The sequence below is a fragment of the Streptomyces sp. NPDC088766 genome (genome assembly GCF_044750845.1).
In the GTDB taxonomy this organism is placed as follows: Bacteria; Actinomycetota; Actinomycetes; order Streptomycetales; family Streptomycetaceae; genus Streptomyces.
In genome coordinates, this window is record NZ_JBIVKQ010000026.1 from 112550 (window position 1) to 127866 (window position 15317).

The following is a 15317-nucleotide window of genomic DNA, read 5'->3' on the forward strand; positions in this document are numbered from 1 at the left end:
CCTTGAACCGGAAGGAAGCCCCGTGTCCCGTCCCTCGATCGCCGAGGTCAGCGCCCTCGTCGCCGACCTGGCCGCGCTCCGCCAGAACCCGTACCGCACCTCCGCCGAGTACGCGGCGCTCATGAGTCGTAAGGCGGATCTGCTGGAGCGCATCGCGGCTCACACGCCCGGCGACGCCGACGCCGCCGAGGTGGCCCGCCTGGCCCGTGAGCGTGCCGACTCGCTCAAGCCCGCCAACTGACCGCACGGAAGGGATCGCGAGCCGATGCGTGCCCACCTCGCCCGCGTGGACGCCGTGATTGTCCAAGCCGTCATCGCGGGCGCCCTGTCCTTCTCCCACCTGCACGACCTCGCAGAAGCGGCCGGACAGGGCGGCTGGAAGGCGTGGGCCTACCCCGTCAGCGTCGATCTGCTCCTGGTCGCCGCCTGGCGCCGGATGCGCGAACAGCAGCGCGCCGGACACCCGGCCGGGGGGCCGAGGCTGTGGTTCCTGGTCGCCCTGGCCGCATCCCTCGGCGCCAACGTCGCCACCGCCGGACTTCTCGACCTGGACGACGTCCCCGCCTCGCTGCGCGTCGTGGTGGCCGGCTGGCCCGCCGTCGCCTTCTTCGGCGGAACCCTCCTGGCCCACACGCCCCGCACCCCGAAGGAACCCACGGCCCCGAAGCCCGCGGAGACGGCCCCCGTGGTCGACGAACCCGACCGTGACGCGCTCCCGCCACCGCCCACGGAACCGGTCGCCGACGAGCCTCCCGCCAGCCTCGGCACTGACCCGCCGCCCGCTCCCGCCATCGTCCTGCCGCCCGCCCTCGTCGACCGCGTCCAGGCCCTCGCCGAGGAACACCGCGCCACCACCGGACAGGCGGCCGACCCCGACGCCGTACGCGCCCGGCTCGGTCTCCCGCCCTCCATGACGCCGTCCGTCGCCGCCCACCTCTGAGAAGGGACCGCCCATGAACCCGCGCTTCCGCAACGTCCGCCGCATCGGCCCCGTACAGGTCGCCTCGTACCTCGCCCGCGGCCGCAACCGCCACCTCGCCGCCTGCACGGCGCCGAACTGCGACTTCGCCGCCGAGTACGACAGCCGCGCCGCCGCCGAACTCGCCGCCCGCACCCACCGCTGCAAGGCCTGAGAAGGAGATCACCGCCATGGACGTCCCGCTCTGGTTCGCCGTCCTCGTCGTCGCCGTCCTCGGCATCCAGCTCGCCCGCCCGCCGTGGTGGCTGGTCGCCCTGCTCCTCCTCGGCGGCTACCTCGTCGCCAACAGCTTCCTCGCCCCCGCCGTCGCCACCCTCCTCGACTGACCGCCCGCAGAAGGGATCACCCACGTGTTCACCCCGAAGTACCCGCCGCAGGACACCGCCCCGGCCCCCACCACCTCGGCCCCGAACGTCTACAGCCCGACGTCCTACGCCCCCACCCCGGCCCCGGTGCCCAGCCGCCCGGCCGTCCAGCTCACCGCGGGCAGCACGCTCGCCCTCGCGGCCGGCGGCGGCGCCCTGGTCCTCGTCGTCGGCACGGTCCTGGTCTCCATGCTCCTCGCCGTCGCGATCACCGCCGCCTCCGTGGCCGTCTGCGCGGTCACCGTCCGCTCGATCCTCAAGAGCGACCGCCGCTGACCTCATCGCCTTCCGCGCCTCGGCTTGCCCACACTGTCTAGTCCCCTGGACAAGCCGGGGCGCCTGCCCCAAGCTCCGTCACTTCCTGGAGGAACCCGCACATGCGCCCCGAGACTCCCACCGGAGTCATCCGTCAGGTGGCGAACCTCGCCCAGTTCGGCGACCTCGGCGGCTACGCCCGGCAGATCCAACGGCTCGGCGGCTGCGAACGGCCCGTCCGGATGGAGGGCCACCGCCTCGACGTCCACGTCGCCACCGGCGAGATCGTCCGTGAGGTCGTCGACCGCGACCTTCCCGCCGGACAGCTCCTCATTCGCTGCAACAACCGCCGCGCCACCCGGTGCGCCGCCTGCGCCGAGGTCTACCGCAGAGACACCTTCCACCTCGTCACGGCCGGCCTCAGCGGCGGCAAGGGCATCGGCCCGACCGTCGCCCAACACCCCCGCGTCTTCGCCACCTTCACCGCTCCTTCCTTCGGCCCCGTCCACAACCGCCCCGGCGGCGGCCGCTGCCGCTGCGGACGCCTCCACGCCGACGACGACCCGGCCCTCGGCACACCCCTGGCCCCCGAGCGCTACGACTACCGCGCGGCCGTCCTGTGGAACGCGCACGCCGGTGCCCTGTGGGCCCGCTTCACCACCTACCTGCGCCAACAGCTCGCCTCCCGCGCGGGCATCGGCCGCACCGAGCTGCGCCACTGCCTCAAGGTGTCCTACGCCAAGGTCGCCGAGTACCAGCGGCGCGGCGCCGTCCACTTCCATGCCGTGATCCGCCTCGACGGCCCCGAAGGCGCCGAGGACACCCCACCGCACTGGGCCACCACGGAACTCCTCACCGACGCCATCCGCTCGGCCGCCCACCTCGCCGAGACACCCGGCCCGGTCCTCGACGGCCGCGCCCACACCTTCCGCTTCGGCAAACAGCTCGACATCCGCCCCATCCGCTCGGCGGACTTCGCGGGCACCTCCGACCTGTCCAGCCGTGCCGTGGCCGCCTACATCGCCAAGTACGCCACCAAGGGCGCCGAATCCGCGGGCACCCTCGACCGCCCCATCCGCAACCCGATCACCGACCTGATCGGCTCCGGCGTCACCGACCACGCCCGCCAGATGATCCTCACCTGCTGGCACCTCGGCGCCCTGCCCGAACTCGAAGACCTCCGCCTACGCAAGTGGGCCCACATGCTCGGCTTCCGCGGCCACTTCTCCACCAAGTCCCGCGCCTACTCCGTCACCCTCGGCGCCCTCCGCCAGGAACGCACCGACCACAACGAAGCCCTCACCCGCGAACGCGCCGCCGCAGCCGGCCACCCCCTCCCGGACCCGGACACCGTCCTCGTCCTCTCCCACTGGCGCTTCGCCGGCACCGGCCTGACCGCCGCAGAGACCTGGCTCGCCGCCTCACGCCCCTTCGCTCTCGACCCGGAAGGAGAACCCGACCATGCGTCATGACGAACTGCTCACCGTCGCCGAGGTGATGAGCCGCCTCCGGCTCGGCCGGTCCACCGTCTACGACCTGATCCGCACGCGGCGGCTGCCCTCGGTCACGATCGGCCGGTGCCGACGCATTCCGGCTTCCGCTCTGGGCGACTTCATCGCGGAAGAGATGGGGCGTGCCGCCTGATGACCAAGCGCCGTAGCCGCGGTGACGGCGGCCTGCACTGGGACGAGAAGAGACAACGGTGGATCGCCACGGCGAACCTCGGCTTCGACCCGAGCGGCAAGCGGATCGTGAAGCGGGGGAGTGGCAAGACCAAGACGGAGGCGAAGAACAAGCTCAAGGAGGTGCTGCGGGACCACGAGGACGGCCTCGCCATCGCGCCGACCAACTACACCGTGAAGGACGCTGTCACGGACTGGCTCGCCTACGGCCTGGCCGGCCTCGATCCCAGCACCCTTGCGACCACCACGCTCCTCAGTGAGAAGCACGTCATTCCGGCGCTCGGCGCTCGCAAGCTCCGCGACCTCAGCGCCGAGGACGTGGACCGCTGGCTCGCCAGGAAGGCGCAGACCCTCAGCACCCGCACCCTCCAGTCACTCCACTCGTGCCTGAACCGCGCGGTCAAGCGGGCCATGGCGCGGGACAAGGTGAAGCGCAACGTCGTCGAGCTGTGCTCGGTCCCCCAGGGGCAGGCCGGGCGCCCTTCCAAGGCGCTCACCTTCGCCCAGGCTGAGGCCGTGCTCAAGGGCGCCGAGGGGACCTCGATGCACGCCTACATCGTCCTCGCCCTGCTGACCGGTGCCCGTACCGAGGAACTGCGGGCCCTCACCTGGGATCACGTCTTCCTCAAGGGCCGCCCCGAGATGGACCCGCCGCAGCCTCCCCACATCGCCGTCTGGCGTTCGGTCCGACGTACCGGAGACACCAAGACCCGGAAGTCCCGGCGCACCCTCGCCCTGCCGGCGCGCTGTGTCGAAGCGCTTTGGCAGCAGTTCGAGGATCAGGGCTGGGACCGGCTCGCCGCCGACGAGAAGTGGGAGGAACACGGGCTCGTCTTCTCCTCGGCCGTGGGCAAGCCGCTCGACGCGGCGAATGTCCGCCGCGCCTTCCGTCAGGCGCTCAAGGACGTCGACGGGATCAACGCCGACGAGTGGACGCCGCGGGAGCTCCGGCACAGCTTCGTGTCCCTGCTCTCCGACCGGGGCGTCCCGCTGGAAGTGATCTCCCGGCTCGTCGGCCACTCGGGTACGGCCGTCACAGAGGAGGTCTACCGGAAGCAGATCCGGCCCGTGATCCAGACCGGCGCCGTGGTCATGGACGGGATCTTCGGCGCCGATCCGCAGCAGCCGTAGACACGCGGGAATCGATAGTCACGCAGATAGACACGCAGACGAAACAGGTGAGGCACCTAGGAACGTTCCTAGGTGCCTCACCTGGTGTTTCTCTGTCGGGGTGGCGGGATTTGAACCCACGACCTCTTCGTCCCGAACGAAGCGCGCTACCAAGCTGCGCTACACCCCGATGTCGCTGCTCTACTGCTTGTCGCGGCGACGTCGTTTACTTTAGCCCACCGGTGGCTAGAGACGAAATCCGGTTTTGATGCGGTGGCGGACGGGGTTCGGGCGGGCGTGGTCGAGGGCGACCAGGAGGACGGCCAGGGCGTAGAGGGAGAGGCCCAGGAGGAGCGCGTTGGCCAGGGTGTGCTTGTAGCCGTGGGCCGCGGCGTCGAGGAAGGGGTAGAAGTAGCGGTCGGGCGCGCCGGCGGTGATCAGTGCGGCGCGGGCCAGGAAGAAGCCCAGGTAGACCAGCGGGTAGACCATCCAGGTCGCCGCCTGGCGCAGGTGCAGGTGGGCCGGGGCCGTCAGCAGCAGCCAGTCCAGGACGGCCGCCGCCGGGATCACCGTGTGCAGGAGGTGGTGGGCGACCGCGTGCCAGCCCGTCGGGGCGCCTGTCGTGCCCGTCACCGAGTACGGACTCGCCGCGTCCGCCAGCAGCAAGTGGTACACCAGCCCGTTGACCACGGCGTAGAGCAGTGCCGCACCCGTCAGGGCGGAGGGGAGGGGGCGGCGGGCCGTCCAGACGCGGCGGGCCGACGCCAGGGTGACCAGGGCCAGCAGGATCGTGCTCTGGACCGAGAAGTGGCTCAGCACCCGCAGCGGGCTGCCGAGCAGCAGTGCGAGGGTCACGGACCCGGCCGCCGTCCCCGCGACGAGCAGCCGGAGGACGCCTGCCAGCGGGCGGCGCGCCGGGGCCACCACCGCGGAGGCGGGGACGAAGGAGGGCAGGAGCGCGTGGGTCCGCGGGATCGCCGGCAGGTCCGGCATGTCCCTGGGTATCGGGGCGGTCATGCCTTCACGCTAGGGAGAGGGGGCAAAAGGGGCGATACGGGTGGTCTGTTCGAGGGAAGGCGCTTCTCTCTGCCTACCCGTCAGCCCTTGGCGCCCAGCCCCCCCAAACCCCTCCCCCTACTCCCTCGCCACCAACGTCAACAGCGTCACCTCCGGCGGGCACGCGAACCGCACGGGTGTGTAGCGGTTGGTGCCGCAGCCGGCCGACACGTGCAGGTACGCGGTCCTGCTCTCCGCCGTGTGGGTGGACAGGCCCTTCACCCGGTCCGTGTCCAGGTCGCAGTTGGTGACGAGGGCGCCGTAGAAGGGGATGCAGAGCTGGCCGCCGTGCGTGTGGCCGGCGAGGACCAGGGGGTAGCCGTCCGCCGTGTACGAGTCCAGGACGCGGAGATACGGCGCGTGCACGACGCCCATCGAGAAGTCCGCCGTCTCCGACGGGCCGCCGGCCACCTGCGCGTACCGGTCCCGCTTGATGTGCGGGTCGTCCAGTCCCGTCAGCTCGACCGACACGCCCTCGACCTTCAGGGTGCCGCGGGTGTTGGTGAGGTTGAGCCAGCCCGCGCCGTCGAATCCGTCGCGCAGGTCCTCCCACGGGTTGTGGACGACGTTGACCGCGGGCGCGTTGCCGTTCAGCCCGTGCCGGCCCTGGGCCTTCTCGAACAGGTAGCGGGCGGGGTTGCGCAGCTTGGGGCCGTAGTAGTCGTTGGAGCCGAAGACGTACGCCCCCGGGAACTCCATCAGGGGGCCGAGCGCGTCGAGGACCTCGGGGACGCCCTCCGGGTCGGACAGGTTGTCGCCGGTGTTGATCACGAAGTCGGGGCGCAGGCCGGCCAGTGAGCGCAGCCAGCGCTGCTTCTTGCGCTGGCCGCTCACCATGTGGATGTCGGAGACCTGCAACACGCGCAGGGGGCGCATCCCGGCGGGGAGGACGGGGACCGTCACCCTTCGGAGGCGGAAGGAGCGGGCCTCGAAACCCGCCGCGTACACCAGACCGGCGGCGCCAGCCGCCGCGATGGACAGAGGTACTCCGTATCGCGCGCGCATACGACCATCGTGTCAGACCCGTTCGGCGGCCAGGACCTCACCGTCCCCGGAACCTCCCTGAGCCGCCCCTCAGTTGTCCCTGACGCGCCACCCCGGGAAGGAACGCCGCCCGTGCAGGCCGCCGGCGCGGGCCGCCCACGCACCCCGCGGACGTCCGCCGGGACGCCCGCCGCGGGCCGGCCCGTGAGGAGCCGTCGGCGAGCGGGCGTAAATGAAGGGGCGACGTTCCGTCCGCACCTGCGACAATCACCCTCATGACCACGCTCAAGTCGAAGCTCAAGGAAGACCTCAACGCTGCGATCAAGGAGCGCGACGAGCTCCGCTCCTCGACGCTCCGGCTGACCCTCACCGCGATCACGAAGGAAGAGGTCGCGGGCACCATCAAGCGCGAGCTCTCCGACGACGAGGTGCAGAAGGTGATCAGCCGCGAGGCGAAGAAGCGCCGCGAGGCCGCGGACGCCTTCGCGCAGGGTGGTCGCGCGGAGTCGGCCGAGCGGGAGCGGGCGGAGGGCGAGATCCTCGCCGCGTACCTGCCCAAGCAGCTCAGCGACGACGAGCTGGAGGTCATCGTCACCCAGGCCGTCGCGGAGGCCAGGGCGGCCGGTGCCGAGGGGCCGCGGGCGATGGGCGCCGTCATGAAGATCGTGAACCCGAAGGTGGCCGGTCTGGCGGAGGGCGGCCGCGTCGCCGCCGTGGTCAAGAAGGCCCTCGCGGGCTGACCTGGCCCGGCGCAGGACACCTGGACCCTGCGCCCAACAGCGACGGCTACGGCCCCTGTCCCCCGGAAGGGGGGAAGGGGCCGTAGCCGTGGAAGAGGCGCCGGGGTCTCAGCCCCGTCCCCCGCCCCCGTTCCCGCCGTTCCCGTTGCCCTGTCCCTGGAACAGGTTGTCCGGGAAGGTGATGCCGCCGGAGGTGTCACCCGTCGTGCCGCCGTCGACGAGGCCGCCGATGAAGCCCTCGTCGCCGTTGTTCCCGTCGTCGTTCCCGTTGCCCCGGCCGTTGTCGCCGCGGCCGTCCTCCTTGGGGTCCTTCTCGCCGCTCGGGATGGTGATGAGGTTGAAGGAGGGAGCCTCCTTGCCCTCCAGCGCGCCGGTCATGGCGTCCCGCCAGATCGGGCCGGGAGTGTCACCGCCGTAGACCTGGGCGTGGTAGGTGCCGCCGATGGAGATGTTGGTCATCTTGACCTTCTGGGAGGCGCTGCCGACCCAGACGGCACCCGAGAGGTTCGGCGTGTAGCCGACGAACCAGGCGTTCTTGCGCTCGTCCGTCGTACCCGTCTTGCCGGCGTTCGCGCGGCCGGACAGGCCGGCCTGCTTGCCCGTACCGGAGTCGGTCACACCGCTCAGCAGGGTGTTGATGCTGTCGGCGGTCTTCTCGCTCATCGCGCGCGAGCAGGTCGACTTCGGGACCTCCAGCGACTTCTTCGCACCGCCCACGGTCTGGGTGATCGACTCGATGGCGACCGGCGTGCAGTACATCCCGCGGCTCGCGAACGCGGCGTACGCGCTCGCCATCGTCAGCGGTGAGAGGCCGGTCGAACCGAGGGTCATCGAGGACGGCACCTCGGGCACCTTGTCGCCGTTGCCCTGGACGACGCCGAGGGCGTCGGTCATCTTCACCACGGGGCACATGCCGATGTCGCCGAGCATCTCCACGAAGTAGGTGTTGACCGACAGCTCCATGGCCTCCTTCAGCGCGAAGGGCCCGACCTCGGTCTCGGACTCGTTCTCCAGTTTGTATTTCGGTCTGCCGTCGTTGACCCACGGCTTGCCGCTGCACGTCTGGACCGTCTCCGGGTACTGCATCTGGTACGGCGCCGGGTACGACTGCGTCACCGGCTTGCCCTGCTCCAGGGCGGCCGCGGCCACGAACGGCTTGAACGTCGAGCCGGTCGGGAAGCCGAAGTTCGACCCGCCCATCGCGGCGTTGACCGAGAAGTTGTACTCGGTCTCGTTCTTGCCGTAGCCGTACGGCTTCGACTGGCCCATCGCGAGGATCTTGCCGGTGCCGGGCTCGACGAGCGTGGCGGCCGCGGCGACCTTGTCCGACTTGTAGACGTGGTCCTTCAGCGAGTCCTGCACGGACGCCTGGGCCTGCGGTTCGAGCGTCGTGCGGATGGTGAGGCCGCCCTGGTTCCAGACCTTGGCGCGCTCCTCCTTCGTCTTGCCGAAGACCGGGTCGCTGAGGAAGACCCGCTCGACGTACTTGCAGAAGAAGCTGGCGCCCTGCACGGCCGTGATGCAGCCGTTCTTCGGCTGGGTCACCTTCAGGCCCAGCGGTGCCTGCTTCGCCTCGTCGGCCTCGGCCCGCGAGATGTCCCCGACCTCGGCCATGCGCTCCAGCACGACGTTGCGGCGCTTGACGGCCTCGGCCTCGTCGTTGACGGGGTCGTACCGGCTGGGCGACTGGACGATGCCGGCCAGCATGGCCGACTCGGGGAGGGTCAGCTCCTTGGCGCGCTTGGAGAAGTACCGCTGGGACGCGGCCTCGACGCCGTAGGCCTGCTGGCCGAAGAAGGTGATGTTCAGGTAGTTCTCGAGGATCTTCTTCTTGCCCAGCTCCTCCTCGACCTGGATCGCGTACTTCAGCTCGCGGATCTTCCGGCCGATGGTCTGCTGGGTGGCCTGCGCGACCTTCGTCGGGTCGTCACCGGCCTCCTCGACGAAGACGTTCTTCACGTACTGCTGCGTGAGCGTCGAGGCGCCCTCGGAGACACCGCCGCTCTGCGCGTTCTTGTTGAGGGCGCGCAGGACGCCCTTCAGGTCCACCGCGCCGTGCTGGTAGAAGCGGGAGTCCTCGATCGCGACGATCGCCTTCTGCATGTACGGCGAGATGTTCTTGAGGTCGACGACCGTGCGGTCCCGGGAGTACACCGTGGCGATCTGGTCGCCCTCGGCGTCGAGGATCGTGGTGCGCTGGCTCAGCGGCGGCGTCTTGAGGTTGGCGGGGAGTTCGTCGAAGGACTCCACCGACCCCTTCGCGGCCAGTCCCAGCGCCCCGACCGCGGGCAGCGCGATGCCGGCCAGTACGGCTCCCGCGAGCACGCTGACACCGAGGAACTTGGCGGCCTGCTGGGTCGCCGTCAGGCCACCGCCCGAGCTCTTCTTTGGCATGAGGGCAGCCTACGTTCTCATTCGCCGGACACGCGTCAATGCCTTGGCCTAAGCTGCTCTCAACTGTCACAGCAGCAGGGCTACGTATCAATACGTCCGGCGACCCCGAATCGTTCCGGAGGTTCCTCGGTTTCTGATGAGGGCGTGTCCGAATCCGCCTTGTGTGTCAATCTGCGTCCGTTGTGACTCAAGCAAACCGTCCTGATTCGCCGGGATGGTCGCACATGTCGCAGGCTCACTCCCCCGGGTGATCTGCCGCTTACGCATAGTCCGTTCGGACCATTCAAGATTGGGCCCGAAGGGGGTGTTGCGCTGTGCCCACCTTCCGTAACGTCCTCAACTGGCGGCGGTGAATATGCCGCTGCCGCCGTGGGGGAGCCTCGATTCGGGAGAGGACGGCGCCGGTATGGGCTGGGTAACCGACTGGAGTGCGCAGGCCGCCTGCCGCACTACTGATCCGGATGAATTGTTCGTTCAGGGAGCAGCGCAGAACAGGGCCAAGGCGGTGTGCACCGGATGTCCGGTGCGTACCGAGTGCCTGGCGGACGCGCTCGACAATCGCGTCGAGTTCGGCGTGTGGGGAGGCATGACGGAGCGCGAGCGCCGCGCACTGCTGCGCAGGCGGCCGACCGTGACCTCCTGGCGTCGGCTCCTGGAGACCGCGCGCTCGGAGTACGAGCGCGGAGCGGGCATCGTGCCGCTCGACGACGACCAGGTGTACGAGAACTACGCGGCGGTGGGCTGAGGGTTCCGTCCCCCGACGGGCCCCCGCTGAGGGGGCCGTCCCCCGGTGGGTCTCCTCAGACCTCCGTCTCGGGCAGCTCCGGCCGGTTGGCCGCGAGCCGGTCTCCGATGTCCCGCAGCCCCGCCAGGTCGTGCACGTCGCCGGCCAGCGCGGCCACCTCGGCGACCGCGACCTCGGGGTGCAGCGAGGCGAAGCGGTCCCAGGTGCGCTGCTCCCGGGAGAGCAGGTGCATACGATCGGCGTGCAGTCTCAGCAGGCCTGCGGTCAGCTGGTCGGCGGACCGCTCCGGGTGAGGGCCGGTGGGGGAGGAGCCGCCGCCGGCACCACTGTCGGCGGCCGGTGTCCCTGGAGCGGTTGCTTCTGAACTGCCGTACGTGTCGGGAGAGTTACGAAGTCCAGCTTTCCCGCCGTCCTGATCGACAATGCGGGTTTCCTCAAGATTTTCGGCGGCGGCGAGCGCCCGCTCGGCGGACAGCTGGGCGGCGCCGCTGCCATGGACCCGGTTGAGCACCAGCCCGGCCAGCGGCATGTCCTCGGTGGCCAGCCGCTCCACGAAGTACGCCGCCTCCCGCAGCGCGTCCCTCTCGGGCGCCGCCACCACCAGGAACGCCGTCCCGGGCGCCTGGAGAAGCTTGTACGTGGCGTCGGCACGCGTGCGGAAACCGCCGAAGGTCGTGTCCATCGCGGACACGAAAGTCTGGACGTCCTTGAGCAGTTGGCCGCCGAGGAGCTTGCCGAGGGTGCCGGTCATCATCGACATCCCGACGTTGAGGAACTTCATCCCCGCGCGGCCGCCCAGCTTGGCGGGGGCCGTCAGCAGCCGGATCAGCCGCCCGTCCAGGAACGACCCGAGCCGCTTGGGCGCGTCCAGGAAGTCCAGCGCGGAGCGGGACGGCGGCGTGTCGACGACGATCAGGTCCCACTCGTCCCGCGCCCGCAGCTGCCCCAGCTTCTCCATCGCCATGTACTCCTGCGTGCCGGCGAAGCCCGCGGAGAGCGACTGGTAGAAGGGGTTCGACAGGATCGAGGCCGCCCGCTCGGCGTCCGCGTGCGCCTCGACGACCTCGTCGAAGGTGCGCTTCATGTCGAGCATCATCGCGTGCAGCTCGCCGTCCCCCTCGACACCCTTCACACGCCGGGGCGTGTTGTCGAGCGAGTCGATGCCCATGGACTGCGCGAGCCGGCGCGCCGGGTCGATGGTGAGGACGACCACCTTGCGGCCCCGCTCGGCCGCCCTGAGGCCCAGCGCCGCCGCGGTCGTCGTCTTGCCGACCCCGCCCGCACCGCAGCACACCACGATGCGGGTCCCCGGATCGTCGAGCAGGGGATCGACGTCCAGCGCGCGCGCGGGGGAGAGGCGACGAGAGCCCTCCTGGGCCCGAGGCTGGTCCGCGCTCATGACATCCCCTGCTTCCGCAGCTCGCCGGCGAGTTCGTACAGGCCCGCCAGGTCCACGCCCTCGGCGAGCATCGGCAGTTCGTGCGACGGCAGACCCAGCTCGCCCAGTACGGCACGCTGCTCGTGCTCCAGCGCATACCGCTCGGCGTACTCGTCGGCCTGGGTCAGGAGCGGGTCCACCAGCCGCTCGGCGTGCCCGCCCCGGCGCGCTCCGCCCAGTCCCGCGGCGGACAGCGACCTCGCAACAGAGGAACGCGCCACCGTCCTGACGAGTTCCAGCCCGTCCGCGTCCAACACCTCCGGCCGGACCATGTTGACGATGACCCGACCCACGGGAAGCTTCGCGGCCCGCAGTTCGGCGATGCCGTCGGCGGTCTCCTGGACCGGCATCTCCTCCAGCAGCGTCACCAGGTGCACGGCCGTCTGCGGGGACTTCAGCACCCGCATCACGGCCTGCGCCTGGTTGTGTATCGGGCCGATCCTGGCGAGGCCCGCGACCTCGTCGTTCACGTTCAGGAAGCGGGTGACGCGGCCCGTGGGCGGGGCGTCCATGACGACGTGGTCGTACACGAACCGCCCGTTTTTGTCCTTCCTGCGCACGGCCTCGCACGCCTTGCCGGTGAGGAGTACGTCCCTCAGGCCCGGCGCGATGGTGGTGGCGAAGTCGATCGCGCCCAGCTTCTTCAGGGCGCGGCCCGCGCCGCCCAGTTTGTAGAACATCTGGAGATAGTCCAGAAGGGCCAGTTCGGGGTCTATGGCCAGGGCGAACACCTCCCCGCCCCCGGGAGCGACGGCGATCTTCCGCTCCTCATAAGGCAGCGCCTCCGTTTCGAAGAGCTGTGCGATGCCCTGGCGGCCCTCGACCTCGACGAGAAGCGTCCGCTTCCCCTCGGTCGCGAGAGCCAACGCGAGAGCTGCGGCGACCGTGGTCTTTCCGGTCCCGCCCTTGCCGCTGACGACCTGGAGCCTGCTCACGTCTTCGAGCGTAACCAGTCGGCGCGCGAGTCAATCGGGAGGCTGTGGACAACCGGTGTCCGATCGGCCACATGGCCGGGGACGGGGCCCCGCCGTCGCAGCGGATAAAGTCGGCCCATGACCAAGTGGGAATACGCAACCGTGCCGCTGCTCGTCCATGCCACGAAGCAGATTCTGGACACCTGGGGCGAGGACGGCTGGGAGCTCGTCCAGGTCGTGCCCGGCCCGAACAACCCCGAGCAGCTCGTGGCCTACCTGAAGCGGGAGAAGGCGTGAGCGCGGTCGAGGCGAGGCTCGCCGAGCTGGGCCTGGCCCTGCCCGCGGTCGTGCCGCCCCTGGCGGCCTACCAGCCGGCCGTGCAGTCCGGCCCGTACGTGTACACGTCGGGCCAGCTGCCGATGGTGGACGGCAAGCTCCCGGTCACCGGCAAGGTCGGTGCGGAGGTCACCCCCGAGGAGGCCAAGGACCTGGCCCGCACCTGCGCCCTGAACGCCCTGGCCGCCGTCAAGTCGGTCGCCGGTGACCTGGACCGCATCGCGCGCGTGGTGAAGGTCGTGGGCTTCGTGGCGTCGGCCTCCGACTTCACCGGCCAGCCCGCCGTCCTCAACGGCGCGAGCGAGCTGCTGGGCGAGGTCCTCGGCGACAAGGGCGTGCACGCGCGCAGCGCGGTCGGCGTCGCGGTCCTGCCCCTGGACGCGCCCGTCGAGGTCGAGATCCAGGTCGAACTGACGCAGTAGCCGGCCGGCCCGTCCGGTGGACGCCGGCCTGACGGGGCCGTGCCACCGGCGTACCGCCCGACCTCGGGCACCTCTCGAACATTCGGGCGTCACGGGATAGCCTCCGGCCATGGCGAATGGGCAGTGGTTTCCACCGGACTGGCCGCAGCGCATCCGTGCGCTCGCGGACGGCACACTCACCCCGGTCGCCCCGAAACGCGCGGCCACGGTGATGCTCCTGAAGGACACCGGCAGCGGCCCCGTCGTCCACATGCTGCGCCGACGCGCCTCCATGGCCTTCGCCGGAGGCGCGTACGCGTATCCGGGCGGCGGAGTCGACCCGCGCGACGACGACCTGCACGTGCGCTGGGCGGGGCCCACGCGCGCGTGGTGGGCCGAGCGGTTCGGCGTCGACGAGACGGCGGCCCAGGCCATCGTGTGCGCGGCCGTACGGGAGACGTACGAGGAGGCCGGTGTGCTGCTCGCCGGGCCGGCCCCCGACTCCGTCGTCGGCGACACCACCGGCGACGACTGGGAGGCCGACCGGGCCGCCCTCGTCGCCCGCGAGACGTCCTTCGCGGAGTTCCTCGACCGGCGCGGGCTGGTGCTGCGCTCCGACCTGCTGGGCGCCTGGACGCGCTGGATCACCCCGGAGTTCGAGCCCCGCCGCTACGACACCTGGTTCTTCGTCGCCGCGCTCCCCGAGGGCCAGCGCACCCGCAACGCCTCCACGGAGGCCGACCGCACGGTCTGGATCCGCCCCGCCGACGCCGCCGCCTCGTACGACGAGGGCGAGCTGCTGATGATGCCGCCCACGATCGCCACCCTGCGCCAGCTGCTGCCGTACGGCACGGCCGCCGAGGCGCTGGCCGCCGCACCCGCACGCGACCTCACCCCCGTTCTGGCGCGGGCCCGCCTCGAGGACGGCGAGGTCGTGCTGTCCTGGCCGGGCCACGACGAGTTCACCCGGCACGTCCCGGCCGGTGGAGGCCCCGCATGACCGACGCAGCCGCCCTGCCCGGCCTGCCCCGCGACCAGGTCCTCTCGGGCCCCGCCACCCCGCGCGCGGTCAACGTCCTCGCCCCGAACGCCTCCGCGATGACCCTGGACGGCACGAACACCTGGCTCGTCTCCGAGCCCGACTCGGACCTGGCCGTCGTGATCGACCCGGGCCCGCTGGACGAGGGACACCTGCACGCGGTCGTCGACACCGCCCGAAGGGCCGGCAAGCGCGTCGCCCTGACCCTGCTCACCCACGGCCATCCCGACCACGCCGAGGGCGCCGTCCGCTTCGCCGGGCTGACCGGCACGAAGGTGCGGGCCCTGGACCCGGCGCTGCGGCTGGGCGACGAGGGCCTGGCCGCCGGTGACGTCGTCACGGTCGGCGGCCTGGAGCTGCGGGTCGTCCCGACTCCGGGCCACACCGCCGACTCCCTCTGCTTCCACCTGCCGGCCGACCGCGCCGTCCTGACCGGCGACACGGTCCTCGGCCGCGGTACGACGGTCGTGGCGCACCCCGACGGCCGCCTGGGCGACTACCTGGACTCCCTGCGCCGGCTCAGGTCCCTCACGGTCGACGACGGCGTCCGCACCGTCCTGCCGGGCCACGGCCCCGTCCTGGAGGACGCCCAGGGCGCCGTCGAGTTCTACCTCGCCCACCGTGCCCACCGCCTCGCCCAGGTGGAGACGGCCGTGGAGGACGGTCTCCGCAGCCCCGCCGAGGTCGTGGGCCACGTCTACGCGGACGTGGACCGCTCCCTGTGGCCGGCGGCGGAGCTGTCGGTACGGGCCCAGCTGGAGTACCTCCGGGAGCACGGCCTCATCTAGCTTGATCTTTAACGTGCGCCGTCGAACGGTGCGTCGTACTTGATCACTCGGTTCGGTAACTGCCGTACGTGGAAGCGGCCTTCGTCTGAAC

General features: G+C 71.1%; 19 protein-coding genes and 1 tRNA gene. 14 read left to right on the forward strand and 6 right to left on the reverse strand.

Going from position 1 to position 15317, the window contains the following annotated elements:
• Window positions 1-22: 22 nt before the first annotated feature.
• From ACIP5W_RS29495 to xerC, 8 genes are all read left to right on the forward strand, one after another.
• Complete coding sequence (locus ACIP5W_RS29495; RefSeq protein ID WP_388712659.1) at window positions 23-241, forward strand: hypothetical protein; 219 nt, start codon at window positions 23-25, stop codon at window positions 239-241.
• Window positions 242-265: 24 nt separating this feature from the next.
• Window positions 266-940, forward strand: coding sequence for a DUF2637 domain-containing protein (locus ACIP5W_RS29500; protein WP_388712657.1), 675 nt, complete (start codon window positions 266-268; stop codon window positions 938-940).
• A 13-nt stretch (window positions 941-953) separates the two neighbouring features.
• The gene (locus ACIP5W_RS29505; RefSeq protein WP_388712654.1) at window positions 954-1133 is read left to right on the forward strand and encodes a mobile element transfer protein; all 180 of its coding nucleotides are present in this window, start codon (window positions 954-956) and stop codon (window positions 1131-1133) included.
• Window positions 1134-1149: 16 nt separating this feature from the next.
• On the forward strand, window positions 1150-1305 hold the full coding sequence (locus ACIP5W_RS29510) for a hypothetical protein (protein ID WP_200839754.1): 156 nt from the start codon (window positions 1150-1152) through the stop codon (window positions 1303-1305).
• 24 nt (window positions 1306-1329) lie between these two features.
• Complete coding sequence (locus ACIP5W_RS29515) at window positions 1330-1620, forward strand: SpdD protein (RefSeq protein WP_401479964.1); 291 nt, start codon at window positions 1330-1332, stop codon at window positions 1618-1620.
• A 101-nt stretch (window positions 1621-1721) separates the two neighbouring features.
• Complete coding sequence (locus ACIP5W_RS29520; protein WP_401479967.1) at window positions 1722-3071, forward strand: replication initiator; 1350 nt, start codon at window positions 1722-1724, stop codon at window positions 3069-3071.
• On the forward strand, window positions 3061-3243 hold the full coding sequence (locus ACIP5W_RS29525) for a helix-turn-helix domain-containing protein (protein WP_388712644.1): 183 nt from the start codon (window positions 3061-3063) through the stop codon (window positions 3241-3243). Before ACIP5W_RS29520 ends, ACIP5W_RS29525 begins: the two co-directional genes overlap by 11 nt.
• Window positions 3243-4412 (forward strand): tyrosine recombinase XerC, encoded by a 1170-nt coding sequence (gene xerC, locus ACIP5W_RS29530; RefSeq protein ID WP_401479971.1) that lies wholly within the window; start codon window positions 3243-3245, stop codon window positions 4410-4412. The genes ACIP5W_RS29525 and xerC overlap by 1 nt, the downstream gene beginning before the upstream one ends.
• Before the next feature lie 95 nt (window positions 4413-4507).
• On the opposite strand, the gene ACIP5W_RS29535 is transcribed toward xerC, so the two are convergent.
• From ACIP5W_RS29535 to ACIP5W_RS29545, 3 genes are all read right to left on the reverse strand, one after another.
• Window positions 4508-4581 (reverse strand) — tRNA-Pro (locus tag ACIP5W_RS29535).
• Between the two features lie 56 nt (window positions 4582-4637).
• Window positions 4638-5408 (reverse strand): Pr6Pr family membrane protein, encoded by a 771-nt coding sequence (locus ACIP5W_RS29540; protein ID WP_401479974.1) that lies wholly within the window; start codon window positions 5406-5408, stop codon window positions 4638-4640.
• Window positions 5409-5525: 117 nt separating this feature from the next.
• On the reverse strand, window positions 5526-6452 hold the full coding sequence (locus tag ACIP5W_RS29545; protein ID WP_401479977.1) for a metallophosphoesterase: 927 nt from the start codon (window positions 6450-6452) through the stop codon (window positions 5526-5528).
• Between the two features lie 254 nt (window positions 6453-6706).
• Between ACIP5W_RS29545 and ACIP5W_RS29550 the strand changes: the two genes are divergently transcribed.
• Entirely contained in the window at window positions 6707-7171 is a 465-nt protein-coding gene (locus ACIP5W_RS29550) for a GatB/YqeY domain-containing protein (RefSeq protein WP_401479980.1), read from the forward strand.
• A gap of 108 nt (window positions 7172-7279) precedes the next feature.
• On the opposite strand, the gene ACIP5W_RS29555 is transcribed toward ACIP5W_RS29550, so the two are convergent.
• Window positions 7280-9565, reverse strand: a complete 2286-nt coding sequence (locus tag ACIP5W_RS29555) for a transglycosylase domain-containing protein (RefSeq protein WP_401479983.1) — start codon at window positions 9563-9565, stop codon at window positions 7280-7282.
• A 406-nt stretch (window positions 9566-9971) separates the two neighbouring features.
• Here ACIP5W_RS29555 and wblA point away from each other — a divergent pair, with 406 nt between their 5' ends.
• A complete protein-coding gene (wblA, locus tag ACIP5W_RS29560; protein WP_324787120.1) occupies window positions 9972-10310 on the forward strand; it encodes a transcriptional regulator WblA in 339 nt (112 codons plus the stop codon).
• Between the two features lie 55 nt (window positions 10311-10365).
• Here the strand turns inward: wblA and ACIP5W_RS29565 are convergent, their stop codons facing one another.
• Both ACIP5W_RS29565 and ACIP5W_RS29570 read right to left on the reverse strand, forming a co-directional pair.
• The gene (locus ACIP5W_RS29565) at window positions 10366-11709 is read right to left on the reverse strand and encodes an ArsA family ATPase (RefSeq protein ID WP_401479987.1); all 1344 of its coding nucleotides are present in this window, start codon (window positions 11707-11709) and stop codon (window positions 10366-10368) included.
• On the reverse strand, window positions 11706-12683 hold the full coding sequence (locus tag ACIP5W_RS29570; RefSeq protein ID WP_401479990.1) for an ArsA family ATPase: 978 nt from the start codon (window positions 12681-12683) through the stop codon (window positions 11706-11708). The genes ACIP5W_RS29565 and ACIP5W_RS29570 overlap by 4 nt, the downstream gene beginning before the upstream one ends.
• A 117-nt stretch (window positions 12684-12800) precedes the next feature.
• On the opposite strand from ACIP5W_RS29570, the gene ACIP5W_RS29575 reads away from it, so the two are divergent.
• The 4 genes from ACIP5W_RS29575 (at window position 12801) to ACIP5W_RS29590 (ending at window position 15226) form a co-directional block, all read left to right on the forward strand.
• Window positions 12801-12959, forward strand: coding sequence for a DUF4177 domain-containing protein (locus ACIP5W_RS29575; protein WP_003967454.1), 159 nt, complete (start codon window positions 12801-12803; stop codon window positions 12957-12959).
• Entirely contained in the window at window positions 12956-13420 is a 465-nt protein-coding gene (locus ACIP5W_RS29580) for a RidA family protein (RefSeq protein ID WP_401479993.1), read from the forward strand. The genes ACIP5W_RS29575 and ACIP5W_RS29580 overlap by 4 nt, the downstream gene beginning before the upstream one ends.
• A 109-nt stretch (window positions 13421-13529) precedes the next feature.
• Window positions 13530-14399 (forward strand): NUDIX hydrolase, encoded by an 870-nt coding sequence (locus tag ACIP5W_RS29585; RefSeq protein WP_401479996.1) that lies wholly within the window; start codon window positions 13530-13532, stop codon window positions 14397-14399.
• Complete coding sequence (locus ACIP5W_RS29590) at window positions 14396-15226, forward strand: MBL fold metallo-hydrolase (RefSeq protein WP_401479999.1); 831 nt, start codon at window positions 14396-14398, stop codon at window positions 15224-15226. Before ACIP5W_RS29585 ends, ACIP5W_RS29590 begins: the two co-directional genes overlap by 4 nt.
• Window positions 15227-15317: the final 91 nt, after the last annotated feature.

What these genes read in the sequence shown, in the direction of transcription:
- ACIP5W_RS29525 (WP_388712644.1), top strand. Translation starts at nt 3,061, where the DNA reads ATGCGTCATGACGAACTGCTCACCGTCGCCGAGGTGATGAGCCGCCTC.
- ACIP5W_RS29520 (WP_401479967.1), top strand. Translation starts at nt 1,722, where the DNA reads ATGCGCCCCGAGACTCCCACCGGAGTCATCCGTCAGGTGGCGAACCTC.
- ACIP5W_RS29550 (WP_401479980.1), top strand. Translation starts at nt 6,707, where the DNA reads ATGACCACGCTCAAGTCGAAGCTCAAGGAAGACCTCAACGCTGCGATC.
- ACIP5W_RS29585 (WP_401479996.1), top strand. Translation starts at nt 13,530, where the DNA reads ATGGCGAATGGGCAGTGGTTTCCACCGGACTGGCCGCAGCGCATCCGT.
- ACIP5W_RS29540 (WP_401479974.1), bottom strand. Translation starts at nt 5,408, where the DNA reads ATGACCGCCCCGATACCCAGGGACATGCCGGACCTGCCGGCGATCCCG.
- ACIP5W_RS29505 (WP_388712654.1), top strand. Translation starts at nt 954, where the DNA reads ATGAACCCGCGCTTCCGCAACGTCCGCCGCATCGGCCCCGTACAGGTC.
- ACIP5W_RS29545 (WP_401479977.1), bottom strand. Translation starts at nt 6,452, where the DNA reads ATGCGCGCGCGATACGGAGTACCTCTGTCCATCGCGGCGGCTGGCGCC.
- ACIP5W_RS29575 (WP_003967454.1), top strand. Translation starts at nt 12,801, where the DNA reads ATGACCAAGTGGGAATACGCAACCGTGCCGCTGCTCGTCCATGCCACG.
- ACIP5W_RS29510 (WP_200839754.1), top strand. Translation starts at nt 1,150, where the DNA reads ATGGACGTCCCGCTCTGGTTCGCCGTCCTCGTCGTCGCCGTCCTCGGC.
- ACIP5W_RS29500 (WP_388712657.1), top strand. Translation starts at nt 266, where the DNA reads ATGCGTGCCCACCTCGCCCGCGTGGACGCCGTGATTGTCCAAGCCGTC.
- ACIP5W_RS29565 (WP_401479987.1), bottom strand. Translation starts at nt 11,709, where the DNA reads ATGAGCGCGGACCAGCCTCGGGCCCAGGAGGGCTCTCGTCGCCTCTCC.
- wblA (WP_324787120.1), top strand. Translation starts at nt 9,972, where the DNA reads ATGGGCTGGGTAACCGACTGGAGTGCGCAGGCCGCCTGCCGCACTACT.
- ACIP5W_RS29555 (WP_401479983.1), bottom strand. Translation starts at nt 9,565, where the DNA reads ATGCCAAAGAAGAGCTCGGGCGGTGGCCTGACGGCGACCCAGCAGGCC.
- ACIP5W_RS29590 (WP_401479999.1), top strand. Translation starts at nt 14,396, where the DNA reads ATGACCGACGCAGCCGCCCTGCCCGGCCTGCCCCGCGACCAGGTCCTC.
- xerC (WP_401479971.1), top strand. Translation starts at nt 3,243, where the DNA reads ATGACCAAGCGCCGTAGCCGCGGTGACGGCGGCCTGCACTGGGACGAG.